Source organism: Modestobacter sp. DSM 44400 (assembly GCF_900107175.1).
Lineage (GTDB): Bacteria > Actinomycetota > Actinomycetes > Mycobacteriales > Geodermatophilaceae > Modestobacter.
The window spans coordinates 1-14,938 of the sequence record NZ_FNOZ01000007.1 but is presented as its reverse complement, the minus strand read 5'-3'; the positions used below and the strand labels follow the sequence as shown (position 1 = coordinate 14,938).

Annotated in this window: 18 protein-coding genes and 1 pseudogene; 6 read left to right on the top strand and 13 right to left on the bottom strand. The window is 71.6% G+C overall.

The features are described from left to right. Positions 1 to 30: 30 nt before the first annotated feature. Positions 31 to 468: an NfeD family protein gene (locus tag BLW04_RS06615; RefSeq protein ID WP_091537991.1), complete on the bottom strand. Its 438-nt coding sequence runs from the start codon at positions 466 to 468 to the stop codon at positions 31 to 33. Positions 469 to 551: 83 nt separating this feature from the next. Here BLW04_RS06615 and BLW04_RS06610 point away from each other — a divergent pair, with 83 nt between their 5' ends. Continuing rightward, on the top strand, positions 552 to 1,289 hold the full coding sequence (locus BLW04_RS06610) for a hypothetical protein (RefSeq protein ID WP_091537990.1): 738 nt from the start codon (positions 552 to 554) through the stop codon (positions 1,287 to 1,289). A gap of 90 nt (positions 1,290 to 1,379) precedes the next feature. Here BLW04_RS06610 and BLW04_RS06605 read toward each other — a convergent pair whose 3' ends face one another. From BLW04_RS06605 to BLW04_RS06575, 8 genes are all read right to left on the bottom strand, one after another. Continuing rightward, positions 1,380 to 2,549 (bottom strand): ferrochelatase, encoded by a 1,170-nt coding sequence (locus BLW04_RS06605; protein WP_254781127.1) that lies wholly within the window; start codon positions 2,547 to 2,549, stop codon positions 1,380 to 1,382. Positions 2,550 to 2,569: 20 nt separating this feature from the next. Next, a complete protein-coding gene (gene fabI, locus BLW04_RS06600; RefSeq protein WP_091537989.1) occupies positions 2,570 to 3,352 on the bottom strand; it encodes an enoyl-ACP reductase FabI in 783 nt (260 codons plus the stop codon). 3 nt (positions 3,353 to 3,355) lie between these two features. Beyond that, a complete protein-coding gene (fabG, locus tag BLW04_RS06595; protein WP_091537988.1) occupies positions 3,356 to 4,060 on the bottom strand; it encodes a beta-ketoacyl-ACP reductase in 705 nt (234 codons plus the stop codon). 93 nt (positions 4,061 to 4,153) lie between these two features. Beyond that, complete coding sequence (locus BLW04_RS06590) at positions 4,154 to 4,726, bottom strand: dienelactone hydrolase family protein (protein ID WP_091538100.1); 573 nt, start codon at positions 4,724 to 4,726, stop codon at positions 4,154 to 4,156. A gap of 165 nt (positions 4,727 to 4,891) precedes the next feature. After that, positions 4,892 to 5,119, bottom strand: a complete 228-nt coding sequence (locus tag BLW04_RS06585) for a hypothetical protein (RefSeq protein WP_091537987.1) — start codon at positions 5,117 to 5,119, stop codon at positions 4,892 to 4,894. Positions 5,120 to 5,319: 200 nt separating this feature from the next. Then, positions 5,320 to 5,706 (bottom strand): maleylpyruvate isomerase mycothiol-dependent enzyme family protein, encoded by a 387-nt coding sequence (locus tag BLW04_RS06580; protein ID WP_091537986.1) that lies wholly within the window; start codon positions 5,704 to 5,706, stop codon positions 5,320 to 5,322. Further along, positions 5,625 to 5,867 (bottom strand): hypothetical protein, encoded by a 243-nt coding sequence (locus BLW04_RS25750; protein WP_139306755.1) that lies wholly within the window; start codon positions 5,865 to 5,867, stop codon positions 5,625 to 5,627. Before BLW04_RS25750 ends, BLW04_RS06580 begins: the two co-directional genes overlap by 82 nt. Positions 5,868 to 6,212: 345 nt before the next feature. Continuing rightward, positions 6,213 to 6,548, bottom strand: coding sequence for a transglycosylase family protein (locus tag BLW04_RS06575; RefSeq protein ID WP_091537985.1), 336 nt, complete (start codon positions 6,546 to 6,548; stop codon positions 6,213 to 6,215). Between the two features lie 42 nt (positions 6,549 to 6,590). Between BLW04_RS06575 and BLW04_RS06570 the strand changes: the two genes are divergently transcribed. From BLW04_RS06570 to BLW04_RS28150, 3 genes are all read left to right on the top strand, one after another. Next, positions 6,591 to 7,064: a hypothetical protein gene (locus tag BLW04_RS06570; protein ID WP_139306754.1), complete on the top strand. Its 474-nt coding sequence runs from the start codon at positions 6,591 to 6,593 to the stop codon at positions 7,062 to 7,064. 50 nt (positions 7,065 to 7,114) lie between these two features. Then, complete coding sequence (locus BLW04_RS06565) at positions 7,115 to 7,351, top strand: hypothetical protein (RefSeq protein ID WP_091537983.1); 237 nt, start codon at positions 7,115 to 7,117, stop codon at positions 7,349 to 7,351. A gap of 256 nt (positions 7,352 to 7,607) precedes the next feature. Then, positions 7,608 to 7,865 carry a hypothetical protein gene (locus BLW04_RS28150; protein WP_254781126.1) on the top strand — a complete coding sequence of 86 codons (258 nt, stop codon included), beginning with the start codon at positions 7,608 to 7,610 and terminating at the stop codon, positions 7,863 to 7,865. A gap of 67 nt (positions 7,866 to 7,932) precedes the next feature. Here the strand turns inward: BLW04_RS28150 and ppsA are convergent, their stop codons facing one another. After that, complete coding sequence (ppsA, locus tag BLW04_RS06555; protein ID WP_091537981.1) at positions 7,933 to 10,353, bottom strand: phosphoenolpyruvate synthase; 2,421 nt, start codon at positions 10,351 to 10,353, stop codon at positions 7,933 to 7,935. After that, entirely contained in the window at positions 10,350 to 11,264 is a 915-nt protein-coding gene (locus BLW04_RS06550) for a pyruvate, water dikinase regulatory protein (RefSeq protein WP_091537980.1), read from the bottom strand. Before BLW04_RS06550 ends, ppsA begins: the two co-directional genes overlap by 4 nt. 207 nt (positions 11,265 to 11,471) lie before the next feature. On the opposite strand from BLW04_RS06550, the gene BLW04_RS06545 reads away from it, so the two are divergent. After that, positions 11,472 to 11,621, top strand: coding sequence for a Zn-dependent oxidoreductase (locus tag BLW04_RS06545; RefSeq protein WP_091537979.1), 150 nt, complete (start codon positions 11,472 to 11,474; stop codon positions 11,619 to 11,621). Between the two features lie 158 nt (positions 11,622 to 11,779). Here BLW04_RS06545 and serA read toward each other — a convergent pair whose 3' ends face one another. Together serA and BLW04_RS06535 are read right to left on the bottom strand one after the other, a co-directional pair. Continuing rightward, the gene (gene serA, locus BLW04_RS06540) at positions 11,780 to 12,994 is read right to left on the bottom strand and encodes a phosphoglycerate dehydrogenase (protein ID WP_091537978.1); all 1,215 of its coding nucleotides are present in this window, start codon (positions 12,992 to 12,994) and stop codon (positions 11,780 to 11,782) included. A 256-nt stretch (positions 12,995 to 13,250) separates the two neighbouring features. Then, positions 13,251 to 14,432 (bottom strand): Fic family protein, encoded by a 1,182-nt coding sequence (locus tag BLW04_RS06535; RefSeq protein WP_217630879.1) that lies wholly within the window; start codon positions 14,430 to 14,432, stop codon positions 13,251 to 13,253. Between the two features lie 310 nt (positions 14,433 to 14,742). Here BLW04_RS06535 and BLW04_RS06530 point away from each other — a divergent pair. After that, positions 14,743 to 14,938 (top strand): annotated as a pseudogene (locus tag BLW04_RS06530) (IS1380 family transposase); the annotation flags it as partial.

Sequence of the window (14,938 nt, the reverse complement as noted above, 5' to 3'; positions counted from 1 at the left end):
CGATCGCGGTGGTCGAGCTGGGGCAGACGGTCACTCCAGCGCGTCGGCGACGAGGGCGGTGGGGCCGTCCAACTCCATGATCCGGACCTTCTCGCCGACCTCGAACACCTGCCCCTCGTACTCGCTCCGGGCGCTCCAGACGTCGGCGCCCATGGTGATGCGGCCGCGCCGATGGTCGACGCGCTCGGTGACCACTGCTGTCCGGCCCACGTAGACGGCCACGCCGTCGATCTGCTCCGGGGTGCGGTTCACCAGGTGCCGCACGGCGATCGGGCGGATGAGCACCAGTAGGCCCACCGAGACCACGATGAAGGCCGCGATCTGGATCGGGGCCGCCAGGCCGACGAGCGCGACCGCCATCCCGCCCAGGGCGCCGCCGGCGAACATGAGCAGCACGAGGTCCAAGCTCGCGAGCTCACCGGCGGCGAAGAGCCCGCCGGCGATCAACCAGAGCAACCAGGCACCCACGTCGGCAGTCTGGCACGGCTGCGTGTGCGCGGGGCCCGACGCGCGCCCGGCGGGGTGGCGGCCGCGTCGTAGCCTCGACAGTCGTGCACGACTACCCCGCCGGCCGTTTCGCTGTCTGGGCGACCGCCTGGCTCACCGGACGGACCTCCTACGACGAGGCCCTCGACGCGCTCCTCGGCGACACCGCCCACCGGGTGGTCGGTCTCCCCGCCACCACCGAGGCCGTGCCGCTGGGCTGGGCGCTGAGCGCGCTGCGCGGCCTGGGCGAGCGGCGGCTGCGACTGGTGCTGCCGGTGCCCGGCGACGTCCGCGGGCTGTCCGCGGTGCCCGGGCTGGTGGCGCTGGCGCTGGAGGCCGGGCAGCTCGCCGTCGGCGACCGGGTGGCCCTGGTCCCCGAGGACCTGGGACCGGAGGCCGTCTCCTGGACCGCCGTCCCCCTGGACGGCGCGGCGCCGGCCGCCCCACCGGTGGAGGGCACCCTGCGGCAGACCTCCGGCGCGCTGGACCTGGCCGTCGGCGACGCCGCGCGGACGCTGGTGTCGCTGGACCTGGCCCGCTGGAACCCCGAGGTGCCCGCGCTGCTGGCGGGGCTGGCGAAGACGATCAGTGCGCCGGGGCTGCCGCCCGATCACGACCCACTGGCCCTGTCGATGCTCGGCCGGGCGCAGCGGCTGGCCCAGGTGCTGGACCTCGCCGTGGCCGACGCCCCCGGTGCTGCGGTCACCCATGCGCAGGCCGCGGCCCGCGACGACGCGCTGCGCCCGCTGGCGGACGCCGTCCGGGAGGCGACCGTGGCCGCCTACAACTGGGTTCCGCGATAGGGCGCCCACTTCTGCGCTGTTGCCCCTGCTCTTGCGGTGTTGCAGCACTGCAAGAGCGGCAGTAACACCGCAAGAGCAGCCTCTCCGAGCTCAGGCGTCAGGTCGGGTGGGTCGCTGTGCAAAGCAGCAGGACGCCGGGCAGTTGGTGCCCAGCCGCGGCGCTCCGCCGGCCCGACGCTCCTGCACCAGCCCGCGCACGGTGGCCACGAACGCCGGGTGGGTCCCCGCCGTCGCCGCCCGCATGAAGCTCAGCCCGAGCTCACCGGCGGTCTCCTCGGCCTCGTTGTCGAGGTCCCAGATCACCTCGAGGTGGTCGCTGACGAAGCCGATCGGGAAGACCACCACGGCCTTCTCCCCCGCCTCGGCCAGTGCACGGAGGTGGTCGTTGACGTCGGGTTCCAGCCACGGCACCGACGGCGGGCCGCTGCGGCTCTGCCACACCAGGTCGAACGGGCGCCCCGGCGCGGCCGCATCCACGACCAGTTGGGCGGCGCGTCTCAGCTCGGCCTGGTAGGACCCGCCGTCCGGCCCGGCCACGGCGGCCATCACGTCGGGGATGCTGTGCGCCGTGGCGACCAGCCGGGCAGTGTCCCGGACGTCGTCGGGCAGCTGCGCCAGCGCGGCGGCCAGCGCCTCGGCGTTGGCCTGCAGGAACCCGGGCGCGTCGAAGTAGTGCGGCAGCTTCTCCGCGGTCGGCCCGGCCGGGGCAGCGGGGTCCGCGGCCAGGGCGACGCGGGCCCGCGCGACGTCCTCGTGGTACTGCCGGCAGCCGGAGAACGAGGCATAGGCGGAGGTGGCGAAGACGTAGGCGTGCTCGATGCCGTCCTCGGCCATCTGCCGCCAGGTGTCCTCCACGTAGGGCGCCCAGTTGCGGTTGCCCCAGTACACCGGGACGTCGACGCCGGCGCGGGCGAACTCGGCCTCCACCGCCGCGATCAGCGCCTTGTTCTGGTCGTTGATCGGGCTCACGCCACCGAAGTGGTGGTAGTGCTCGGCCACCGCCGCCAGCCGCTCCCGGGGGATGCCGCGACCGCGGGTGACGTTCTCCAGGAACGGCATCACGTCCTCGTGCCCCTCCGGGCCGCCGAAGGACAGCAGCAGCAGCGCCTCCCGCCGTCCGGCCGGGGCCGGCTGCGCGGTCGGCTCGGTCCCGCCGTTGTTGCGGACGGCGAGCGACGGGTCCTGGTCGGGCTGCTGCCCGGCAGGGGTGATCGACGCACCCGCTGGCATCGGATGGGCCGGGCGGGACAGGTCAGACACCGACGGCATGACCATGCACATCACACGCCTACGGCGTGGAAGCCACCGTCCACGTGCACGATCTCGCCGGTGGTGGCCGGGAACCAGTTCGACAGCAGCGCCGCGACGGCCTTGCCGGCGGGCTCGGTGTCGGTGACCGACCAGCCCAGCGGCGCGCGACCCTCCCAGGCCTCCTCGAACTGCTTGCTGCCCGGGATCGACTTCATCGCCATGGTGCGCAGCGGCCCGGCGGCGACGAGGTTCACCCGGACGCCGTCCGGGCCCAGCTCGCGGGCGAGGTAGCGGGAGGTGGACTCCAGAGCGGCCTTGGCCGCGCCCATCCAGCCGTAGACCGGCCAGGCGACGGTCGCGTCGAAGGTCAGCCCGACCACCGAGGCGGTGTCACCGAACAACGGCCGGCAGGCCTGGGTGAGCGAGGCCAACGACCACGACGAGACCTGGAACGCCGTCGCGGCGTGCTCCCAGGCGACCTCGGGGAAGCCGTCGCCCATGGCCTCCTGGGGGGCGAACCCGATGGAGTGGACGACGCCGTCCAGGCCGTCGACGTGCTCGCGCAACCGGTCGGCCAGCGTGTCCAGGTGCTCGGTGTTGGTGACGTCGAGCTCGACGACGGGTGCCTCCTGCGGCAGCCGCTTGGCGATCCGCTGGCAGAGCGAGAGGGCACGGCCGAAGTTGGACAGGACGACGGTCGCGCCCTGCTCCTGTGCGATCCGGGCGACCGAGAAGGCGATCGACGCCTCGGTCAGTACTCCGGCAACCAGGATCCTCTTGCCCTCGAGAATGCCCTTTACCTCAGTTGCCATGATCTAGTGCCCCATCCCGAGTCCGCCGTCGACCGGGACGACGGCCCCGGTGATGTACCCCGCCTGCTCGCCGGCCAGGAAGCGCACGACGCCGGCGATCTCGTCGGCCTGCGCGTACCGCCCCAGCGGCACCTGCCCGAGGATCTCCTGCTGCCGCTTCTCCGGCAGCTCCGCGGTCATGTCGGTGGCCACGAAGCCCGGGGCCACGACGTTCGCGGTGATGTTGCGGCTGCCCAGCTCGCGGGCGATCGAGCGGGCCAGCCCGACCAGCCCGGACTTGCTGGCGCTGTAGTTGACCTGCCCGGCCGAGCCGGAGAGCCCGACGACCGAGGAGATGAACACCATCCGGCCGGTCCGGGCGCGCACCATCTTGGGCGCCGCCCGCTTGGCGACCCGGAAGGCGGCGGTGAGGTTCGCGTCCAGGACGTCGGTGAACGCGTCCTCGGCCATCCGCAGCAGCAGCCCGTCCCGGGTGATCCCGGCATTGCTGACCAGGACTTCGACCGGGCCCTGGTGCTCCTCGACCTCGGTGAACGCGCGGTCCACGGCCGCGGCGTCGGTGACGTCGCACTGGACGCCGAACAGACCCTCCGGGGCGCCGCTGCCGCGGTGTGTGACCGCAACCGAGTCGCCGTTCTCGGCGAAGGAGCGGGCGATGGCCAGCCCGATCCCCCGGTTGCCGCCGGTCACCAGCACCGACCTGCCCACACGCCCACCTCGACATTCGCAGTTCTGGGTCTCGTTACCGCGAGATGAACCTAGTCGGTGAGCGTCGGCCCCACCCGCCGGAGCCCGGGGTTCCTACCGGGCGAGGAAGCCGAGCACCCGCTGGGTGAGCAGCGCGGTCGCGGGCGCGTCGTAGGAGGGCAGCGTGCTGTCGGCGAAGTAGTGCTGGTCGCCGGGGTAGAGGAACAGCTCCGCGTCCTCGGCCTCCTCGACCAGCGCGCGAGCCGCGTCGATGTCGCCCTCGTTCACGAAGATCGCGTCGGCGTCCATGCCGTGCACCTGCACCGGCACCCCGACGGGCCAGGCCGGGGTGAACTCCGACACCGGCAGGCACGAGTAGAAGAACAGTGCGCCGCGCGCTCCCGGCCGGGTCTGCGCCAGCATCTGGGCGGGGACCACACCCAGCGAGAAGCCGGCGTACACCAGCTCGGCGGGCAGCCCTTCGACTGCCCGGGCACCCCGCTGCATCACCTCGCCGAACCCGATCTCCTGGGCGTGCCCGACCCCCTCCTCGATGGAGGGGAAGGTGCGGCCCTCGAACAGGTCCGGGGTGTGCACCGTGTGCCCTGCCCCCCGCAGCTCGTCGGCGAAGGCGACCACGCCGGGGGTCAGCCCCAGCGCGTGGTGGAACAGCACGACCTGGGCCATCTGCACTCCGGTCTGTCAGCGGGAACGGGGGGCGATTCCGGACTCTGGACCATCTCCGGGCACCGGGGCAACACCCGGTGGCCACGCTCTCCCCTGTCCAGCCGTCGCCGGACGCACCGGCCGCCCAGGTCGACGGCGCTGCGACGTCCGCGCCTGCGTCGCGACTCAGCGGTCTGTCGGCGTGGCAGACCGCGGCATCGGCTGCACCCGGCCGCGCACGGAGGGCGCCCCCAGCAGGGGAACGGCGGTCACAGCGATCGAGATCGCGGTCTCTCCCAAGCCTTCCGTGCCCTGCACTCCGAACAGACCCACGGCAGCGATGATCGCCGTCACGATGCCCTGCGTGATGGCCGGCTCGCGAACGACCAGGGACGTGCTGCCCGCGGCGGGCACTGTGCCTTCTGGATCCACCGCGGCCGGACCGGTGCCGGTTGGGTCCCCGTCTCACCGGCCGCCACGGATTCGCCTGGTGGTAGCGCCGCCCCACGGATCATCGAGGACGGATCCGATCTCCGCGTTCCTGCGACCGGGAGGTCCGACGTCAGCCCCGTCCGTGTCAAGTGCTCCGACCTTGGCTGGGACCGGCGCGTCTGTCACAGCGGGAGGGGATGACGCAGGACGCCGCTGCCGGGCAGCCGACCGGACAGGACCCGGACGAAGTCGAGGGCGTCGATCTCGACGTGCTCTCCCCCGCTGCCCTGGCTGTAGGTGCCGCCGGCGGGTCCGGTGAGCACCAGGTCGAAGGGCTCCCCGTGCAGCCCTGCCCACTCGGCGACGATGTCGCCGACCAGCCGCCCGTCGTGATCGGCGGTCAGGTACATGTCCCTGCCCAGGGCCGCGCAGATGTCGATTCGATGCGCCCAGACATCCCGGGTGAAGCCGACGTCGAGCAGGTACTTCAGCGGCGCCCAGCCGACCGGGCCGCCGAACGGGAGCGGCAGGTGGCGTATGGGCAGCGGTGTGCCCCACCGCCCGACCACCGCGCGGGACCGACCGCGCCCAGCGCCGTCACCAGCTCGTCGGTGGACAGGTGTGCGCGCTCGCGGATCTGCACCTCGTTGAGGCCGTCGATCCAGTGGTCGGGGGCCATCCGCCGGTTGAGCCGCAGGCCGTGCACGAGCTGGTGCAGGAACTGCCCCACCGAGGCCTGGGCCTCCGCGGACCCGAGGACGTGCAGGGCGACGGTACGGAGAGAGACGGCTGACGGATGCCGAGCCGGCGGGCCAGCTCGTGCAACGAGATCCCCGCGACGCCCTGCTCGCGGGCCAGCTCCCATGCCTCGGCCACGATCTCGGCGACCCGCGCCTGCTGTCGTGCTGCCACCTTGCCGGTCACCCGGGAAACATCGTCTATCGGCGATAGGTAGCCAAGGCCCCGGAGGACGGGCCGCCTGGACGTTCCCGGACAGGCTGGTCGGGATCACCGTGGGGAAGAGATGCCGGATGCGGTCGCCGGGCAGGCGCGCGAGCGCGTGTGCCCCGCGAGTTCATGGGCCGGCAGTCAGGTTCCTTCCGCAGATCGGCCAGGCGCCGGCGCCCTGGCCGGCCAGGACCTTCTCCGCGACGGCGATCTGCTGGCTCGGTGGGGCCAGGTCCGCGCGCGGGGCATGAGCAGCGCCCCCGTAGGCCTCCCAGGTGGACTGGCTGAACTGCAGGCCGCCGTAGTAGCCGTTGCCGGTGTTGATGTTCCAGTTGCCGCCGGACTCGCACTCGGCGACAGCGCTCCAGTCGTGAGCTGGTGCGTCCGGTGGCGGACCACCGGAGGACGAACCGCTGCCGGAGGTGGTGGACGGCGGGGAGGACCGTGACGGGGTCGGCTGCACGGTGGTCGGCGGTGCGGCTGCACGGTGGTCGGCGGTGCGGCGGTGCGGCGGTCGACGGTGCGGCGGTCGGCGGTCGGCGGTGCGGCGGTCGACGGTGCGGCGGTCGACGGCGCGGCGGTCGACGGCGCGGCGGTCGACTGCGCGGACGTCCGCTGTGCGGCGGTCCGCTGGGCCTGCAGGGCCACGAGCGTGGTCCGCGCCTGCTGGAGCTGGGTCTGCATCGCGGCCTGCTGTGCCCGGAAGGCGGTGGCCTTCTCGCGGGCGTCGGTCTCCAACTGGTCGGCGGAAGCCAGCTCGGCGGCGGCCCGACCCTCGAACGTGGCCGCTGCGGCCAGCGTGGAGCGCGCTGCGGCCGAGGCGTCGGCGGACTTCCGCTGGACGACGGTCAGCCGGTCGAGGACATCGGACCGGCGCTGGCCGACGGCATCGAGGAGCGCGGCCCGCTCGAGCAGCTGGGCTGGGCCGGCGGAGGTCAACAGCGCCTGCAGCCGTGTCGAGGTGCTGCCGCTGATGTAACTGCTCCGCGCGAAGGCGATCACGTCCGCTCGCGATGCAGCCACATCCTGGTGGGCCTGCTGGGCTGCCGCCTGTGCGGCGTCTGCGGCCGCCTGGGCGCTCTGGTAGCTCGCGAGCTGCTGCTCGTACTGATCGCGGGCGGATGCGGCGTGGGCGTGCGCGGAGGCCACCGCCGCCTGGGCGGCGCCCAGCTGCGTCAAGAACTCACCGACGCGCGCGGCGGCGTCGCCGGCGGCCTGCTGCGCGGCACTGAGCTGCCCGTCGGTCGGGTCATCCGGCTGCGCTGACGCCGTTCCGGGGACGACGACCAGCCCGATGGCCGCAGCGATCGCGACGCCGCTCATCCGGCCCGTCGAGCGGCAACGTGGGGCCCGACCCGTTCCGACTTCCTCGCGCACGGACCGACTTCCTCCTCCGCCGGGGACTCCCGTCCCCGGGGTCGCCGCGATCAACCGTCTCCCTGGCCACCCACCCCGGCGCTGACAAGGTCGGCCCGACCGCAGGATTCCTTGAGAGCACGGTGCAGACCCCTCCAACGTCCGGGTGATCGGCCGTCGCCGGCCCGGCACCCATAGGCACTGGGACGGCGCCGCACCCAAGCCCGCGATCAACGCGTCGCGTCCGGAGCCTGGCCTCTCCGGCACGCGAGCCGTGCAGGTCACCCGCTTCGGCGGCCCCGAGGTCCCTGACGTCGTCGACCTGCCCGGCCCCATCCCCGGGGACGGCGAGCAGCTCTACGAGGTTTCCGCGGTGGGCGTCAACTTCGCCGACATCCATCACCGGCTCGCACATCTGACCTGAGGCGCTCACCTGGCAGGGGTGGGCCACGGCGTCCCCGGACTCACCCCGGGGCATGCTCGCGCCACTCTCAGCTCGCGCCAGCGCTCTTGGCGAGGTGCAGCCAGGTTTCGACGACGGTGTCCGGGTTCAGGGACATCGACTCGATCCCCTGCGCCACGAGCCACTCGGCCAGGTCGGGGTGGTCGCTGGGGCCCTGGCCGCAGATGCCCACGTATTTCCCGCGTTCCAGGCACGCCCGGATCGCCATCTCCAGCACGGCGAGCACCGCCGGGTCGCGTTCGTCGAAGCCCGCCGCGACCAGGCTGGAGTCGCGGTCCAGGCCCAGCACCAGCTGGGTCATGTCATTGGAGCCGATGGAGAACCCGTCGACGTGGTCGAGGAAGGCGTTGGCGAGCAGCGCGTTGGAGGGCAGCTCGCACATCATCACCACGGAGAGACCGTTCTCGCCGCGGCGCAGACCATGCTCCCCCAGCAGCCGCACCACGCCCTCGATCTCCGCGACCGTCCGGACGAACGGGATCATGATCTTGACGTTGGTCAGGCCCATCTCGTCGCGGACGTAGCGCAGCGCCTCGCACTCCATGGCGAAGCAGTCGGCGAATTCGGCCGACAGGTACCGGGAGGCTCCGCGGTAGCCCAGCATCGGGTTCTCCTCGTGCGGCTCGTAGCGCTCCCCGCCGAGGAGGTTGGCGTACTCGTTGGACTTGAAGTCGCTCATCCGCACGATCACCGGCTCGGGGGCGAACGCCGCAGCGATCATGGAGATGCCCTCCGCGACGCGCTGCACGAAGAAGTCCCGCGCCGAGGAGTAGGCGACGATCCGTTCCTCGATCTGCGCCTTGAGCGGGTCGTCGAGCTGCTCCAGGTCCAGCAGCGCGCGCGGGTGGATGCCGATCTGCCGGTTGATGATGAACTCCAGCCGGGCCAGCCCGACGCCGGCGTTGGGCAGCCGGGAGAACGCGAAGGCCTGCTCCGGCGTCCCCACGTTCATCATGATCTTGGTGGGGATCTCCGGCATGGCGTCCAGAGAAGTCTCCGCCACCTCGAAGCCCACCTCACCGGCGTAGACGAGGCCGGTGTCGCCCTCGGCGCAGGAGACCGTTACCGGGTCGCCGTCGTTCAGCACCCGGGTGGCGGTGCCGGTGCCGACGACGGCCGGGATGCCCAGCTCGCGGGCGATGATCGCCGCGTGGCAGGTCCGACCGCCGCGGTTGGTCACGATCGCCGAGGCCCGCTTCATGATCGGTTCCCAGTCCGGGTCGGTCATGTCGGCGACGAGCACGTCGCCGGGGGTGAAGGAGTCCATCTGGTCGATGTCGCTGAGCACCCGGACGGCGCCGGCCCCGATCTTCTGCCCGATCGCCCGCCCCTCGATCACGACGTCGCCGGTGCCGGTGAGCTTGTAGCGCTCGGTGGTGTTGCCGGAGCGGGACTGCACGGTCTCCGGCCGGGCCTGCAGGATCAGGATCTTCTCGGTCAGCCCGTCTTTGCCCCACTCGATGTCCATGGGCCGGCCGTAGTGCTCCTCGATGCGGCAGGCCTGCCGCGCCAGCTCGGTGACCTCGTCGTCGGTGAGGGACAGCAGCCGGCGGTCGGCGGGGTCGACGTCGACGAACTCGGTCGTCCGGCCGACCTCGGCGTGCTCGGTGTAGACCATCTTGGTGGCCTTCTCACCCACGCCCCGCTTGAGGATCGCCGGGCGCCCGGCCCGCAGGGCGGGCTTGTAGACGTAGAACTCGTCGGGGTTGACCGCCCCCTGCACGACGCCCTCGCCCAGGCCGTAGGCCGACGTCACGAACACGGCGTCCCGGAACCCCGACTCGGTGTCCATGGTGAACACCACCCCGGAGGCCCCGACGTCCGAGCGCACCATCCGCTGCACGCCCGCCGACAGCGACACCGTCTCGTGGTCGAATCCGTGGTGCACCCGGTAGGCGATAGCCCGGTCGTTGTAGAGCGATGCGTAGACCTCTCGGACGGCCTGCAGCACCGCGTCGATGCCCCGCACGTTGAGGAACGTCTCCTGCTGCCCGGCGAAGGAGGCGTCGGGCAGGTCCTCGGCCGTGGCGCTGGAGCGCACCGCGAAGGAGGCCTCGGCGTCGTCCCCGGCCAACTGGTCGTACGCCGCCCGGATATCGGCCTCCAAAGCCGGCGGGAAGGGCTGCTCGATCACCGCTCGGCGGATCTCCCGGCCGGCCGCGGACAGCGCGCGGACGTCGTCGGTGTCCAGCGTGCGCAACTGCTGGGCGATCCGGGCGGCCAGGCCGGTGTCCCCGAGGAAGCGCTGGTAGGCCGCGGCCGTCGTGGCGAAGCCGTCCGGAACGCTGACCCCGGCGTCGGCCAGGTTCGAGATCATCTCGCCCAGCGAGGCGTTCTTGCCGCCGACCACCTCCAGGTCGCCGAGCCCCAGCTCGGCGAACCACCGGACGTTGTCGCCGTCGCCGGCCGCCGGACCGGTCGGTACCTCGGGTGCGGTGTCGGTGCTCATGAGCGGGTGGTCCTTCCTCGCCGGAGGTCGTGGCCGGACTGCGGGCGCCCGCCGGAGCTGCGCCGTTGCCGGGCCAGGGTCTGGATCACCACGGCGGCGATCTCCTCGACGGAGGCCGCCGAGGTGTCCACCGTGGGCAGATCGTGGGTCTCATACATGGCCGCCGCCCGGCGCAGCTCGAAGCGGCACTGCTCCTCAGAGGCGTACCGGGAGTCCGGACGCCGCTCCTGGCGGACCCGGCTGAGCCGGGCCACTGTGGTGGTCAACCCGAAGCACCGGTCGGCCAGGTCGTTAACCGGGCGCGGCAGGTCGGTCGTCTCCAGGTCCTCATCGACGAGGGGGTAGTTGGCCACGAACAGGCCGTGCTGGAGAGCGAGGTACATCGCGGTCGGGGTCTTGCCGCACCGCGACGGCGCCAGCAGCACGACGTCGGCACGGTCCAGCCCCCGGGGGCTCAGGCCGTCGTCGTGTTCGATGGCGAACTCGATCGCCGCCATCCGGTTGTTGTAGCGCCGGACGTCGCCGACCCCGTGCAGCCGCCGCGCCTCGTGGAGCCCCCGGGCGCCCAGCTGCTCCTCCACCCGGCCCATGTGGATGCCGAAGAAGTCGATGATCGGGGCCTTCGTCTTCAGCAGCTCCTCGCGCACCTCGTCCACCGCAGCGGTGCTGAACACCAGCGGGGTCACCGGGCCCTCCATCGCCTCGTCGAGCTGAGCCACGACCTGACGGGCCATCTCCACCGTGGAGATGAACGGGATCAGCGTCCGCTCGAAGTACACGTCCGGGAACTGGATCAGCAGGGCGTTGCCCATCGTCTCGGCGCTGATCCCGGTGCTGTCGGACAGGAAGAAGACCGGGACGACCGCTTCCGCGTCGCGGTCCGGGAAAGAGGCCGTGGGCGGATCGGTCAACGGGCACCACGGCGCGACGCCCTGGCACGTCGGTCAAGAGTCATGTCTGCACCTCTGGTGTCACGCCACGTTGCATGGAGCAGTAGCCGGCTCGGTCGTCAGTATCATCCGCCGGCAACCTCGTGGCGCACCTGCTCGGGGTCCGCGTGAGCCGGGCCTCCCCCGACGGCCGATGCTCTGGAATCAGCGACGTCCTAGCCTCGGGTCATGCGAGCCGGGCGGATCACCCGCTTCGGCGGCCCCGAGGTCCTCGACGTCGTCGACCTGCCCGACCCCGTCCCCGGGGACGGCGAGCAGGTGTACGAGATTTCCTCGTGCGGGGTCAACTTCGCCGACATCCACCACTCCGCGTCCTGAACTGAGAGCCAGTTGAACGAGCTGCGCAGCGCGTAGGGCCCCGCACGACGCCGTGGGTCATGCGCTGCGTGTCCATCCTGCCGGGCCGTGGGTAGGACCGGCTGCCAGCCCACTACCGCCTGCACTGCCCCACATGCCTGGTAGGGCGTTGTGCGGCGCTAGTCGGCTGACCGGGGGAACGTCGTCAGGCGGACGGTCTCCGGCAACGCCCGGAGCTCTGACAGCAGGGTTTCGGACAGTTCGCCGTTGACGTCGGTCACGGCGTAGCCCAGTTCTCCTCGCGTGGCGAGCACCTGGCCGTCGACGTTCAGGCCCTGCTCACCGATCAGCGCATCGACACGCGCCAGGACCCCCGGGACGTTGCGGTGCAGCAGCGTGAACCGGGCCGCCGAGGACCCGTGCAGGGCAACCGCGGGCAGGTTGACGCTCAAGGTCGTCGCGCCGGTTCGGCTGTAGTCGACCAGTTTGCCGGCGACGAACCGCCCGATGTCGTACTGGGCCTCCTGGGTGGATCCGCCGACGTGGGGCGTGAGGATGACGTTGGGCAGCCCGCGCAGCACCGAGGTGAAATCGTCACCCTGCTCCCTGGGTTCGTCAGGGAACACGTCGATGGCCGCACCCGCCAGGTGGCCGTTGAGGATGTGCGCCCGCAGCGCCTCGTGATCGACGACGAACCCGCGGGAGAGGTTGAGGAACAGGCTCCGCCGGGGCATCCGGGCGAACTGCTCGGCGCCGAACAGGCCCGCGTTCCCGGCGCGCCCGTCGACGTGCAAGGTCACCGTCTCCGAGCGCTCGAGCAGTTCCTCCAGGCTTCCGCAGGCCTCGGCGTTGCCGAGCGCGAGCTTGTCCTCCAGGTCGTAGAACAACACCCGCATGCCCAGGGCCTCGGCCAGCACGGAGAGCTGGCTGCCGATATTGCCGTAGCCGACGATGCCCAGCGTCCGCCCGCGGATCTCATGGCTCCCGGTCGCTGACTTGTTCCACGTCCCGGCGTGCAGGGCGCGATCCCGGTCGATCAGCCGCCGGGCCAGGCAGATGATCTCGGCCAGCGCGATCTCCACGACGCTGCGGGTGTTGGAGAACGGCGCGTTGAACACCGCGACGCCGGCCGCCGCAGCCGCCGCGACGTCGATCTGGTTCGTGCCGATGCAGAAGGCGCCGACCGCCGCGAGACCGGGACTCCGGTGCAGGACGTCCGCGGTGACCAAGGTCTTCGACCGAATGCCCAGCAGGTGGACCCCGTCCAGCGCGGCGACCAGGTCGGCCTCGTCCAGCGCTCCCCGCAGCGACTCGAGCTCGTAGCCGACCGAGCGCAGCAGTTCTGCTGCCACCGGATCGATGTTCTCGAGCAGCAGAGCTCTGGGCTTGTCCAATGAATCCTCCTCGAGGCGCGGCGCGCAGCCAGCCCTCAGGGTCGCCGCTACCGCAGAAGCCCGGACGTCCGGGGGCCGCCGGCCTCCAAGAACGCACCCCGGCCACCTCCTCAGGTGGAAGCCCGAGCGCGGCGGCAAGAACTCTACGTTCGCGGCGGGCAGGAGGGGCTGCGGGAGACGCTGGTGCAGGCCGCCAGATTTCCGTGGCTGCCCCTGGAGCCGGCGGTCTCCCCGACGCGTCGCCGTCCGAGGGCGCTTACCGCATTCGACGACCGGCGCGAGCGGCGAAGTCGTCGAGAGCTGTGAGCACCTCGGTGGCCTGCCACATGCGATTGCGCCTGAAGCCGGTGAATTCGGTCAGCACGCCGGAGTCCGCGAGGGCCGCGACCACCCGCTGCGTGTTTTGCGGTGCCAGCCCGAGTTCCGCGGCCACGGTGGCCGCGTCAACGACCGGCTGGCGCAGCAGCAGGTCGGCGAGCCGCCAGGCGCCCGCTCCCCGCCGGGCCTTGATCGCGTTATCCCATCCCGCCCGAATGGCGTGCAGGTCACGCACCAGCTGGCGCCCGTTCGCTGTCGCCTCGAACGACGCCTCGGCAAGGCTGACAACGATCGCGGCGGGGTCGCCCGTCCGGTAGGCCGTCAGCGCGTCGAAGTAGCTGGTCGTGTCCGTCAGCAGGCCCGCGGACACCGGAACGGTCACGTTCTTGGTCAAGCCGTGGCCGCGCAGCATTGCGTTGATCAGGGCCCGGCCGGTGCGGCCATTGCCGTCTGGGAAGGGGTGGATGGTCTCGAACTGAGCGTGCGCGATGGCGGCCCGGGCGAGCAGCGGCACGTCGGTCCGCCGCGCGAAGCAGACGAGGTCGTCAACCAGGGACGGGACGTGCTCCTGGTGCGGCGGCACGAAGGAGGCGGCGTGCGGTCCGAAGGACGTCCCGCCGATCCAGACCTGCTCGTCGCGCCACGTCCCCGCCATGCCAGGGTGGACCGCGCCCATCAACGCGGCGTGCATCGTCAGGATCGCCTCCGCGTCGAGGCGGTCGGCCAGGGCGAGGGCGGCTCGCATGGCTCCGACGTTGCCGACGATCTCCGTGGCGTTGCGCTTATCGGTGCTGCCTAGCTCGGCGAGCGCGATCGCCTTGGCCCCGGACGTCAGGTTCTCGATCATGGACGACGAGGCTGACTCCGACCGCAGCAGCACCGAGGCGAACGGGGCGACTTCCGAGCCGAGCTCCGCGTCGAAGCGCGCAATCTCCGCTGAGGCGTCCTCGGAGAGGGCCAGCACTTCGCCGGAGAGCCGGGGGGTCAGCTCGGCGATGTGCGGCACGACCGCGGCTCGGTAGGGACCCGCATGCCGTTCACGGACCGCCGCGGACACCAATGACGGCGGAATCCTCGGCTGCCAGGATCGGTCCTCCCAGTCGAGGGCGGGCCAGTTCACTTCTGAGAACATGACAGGAGCTTACGCTTGGATAGCCTCTAAGTGATACTAAGACTCATGCATGTATTCACTTCGGCGTACCGGGCCCCGACAGTCATGAGGGCGGAACTGCCCTCAGGCGTGCTTGCATGGCCGTTGACCGCATCCGGACGCCGGTGTCCCCTGACCGGTCTCGCCACCTGGCCCCTAGCCTCGAGATTTCATACCAGCCGGCCTCGACGGGAAGTTGATCAAACGGAAAGTGCCCCTGACCTGCGAGAATGGGACTTGTCGAGAGTCCATGCCACGCTGATCGAGGAGCACCTTCCAGGTGAAGAAACCTACCCTGCTCTACCCCCGGCTGTCTGTGGACACCGCGCCGGTTCCAGCCGTCGGTCAGGCCGGTGGAGTACTGCTCACCGAGACCGTCGCGGCCAGTGGTCTGGGGGCCGGGCTGCGGGCGGGGTTGTCGCCGTGGCGTAAGCCGCTGGCGATCCACGACCCGGGCAAGGTCGTGCTGGATCTCG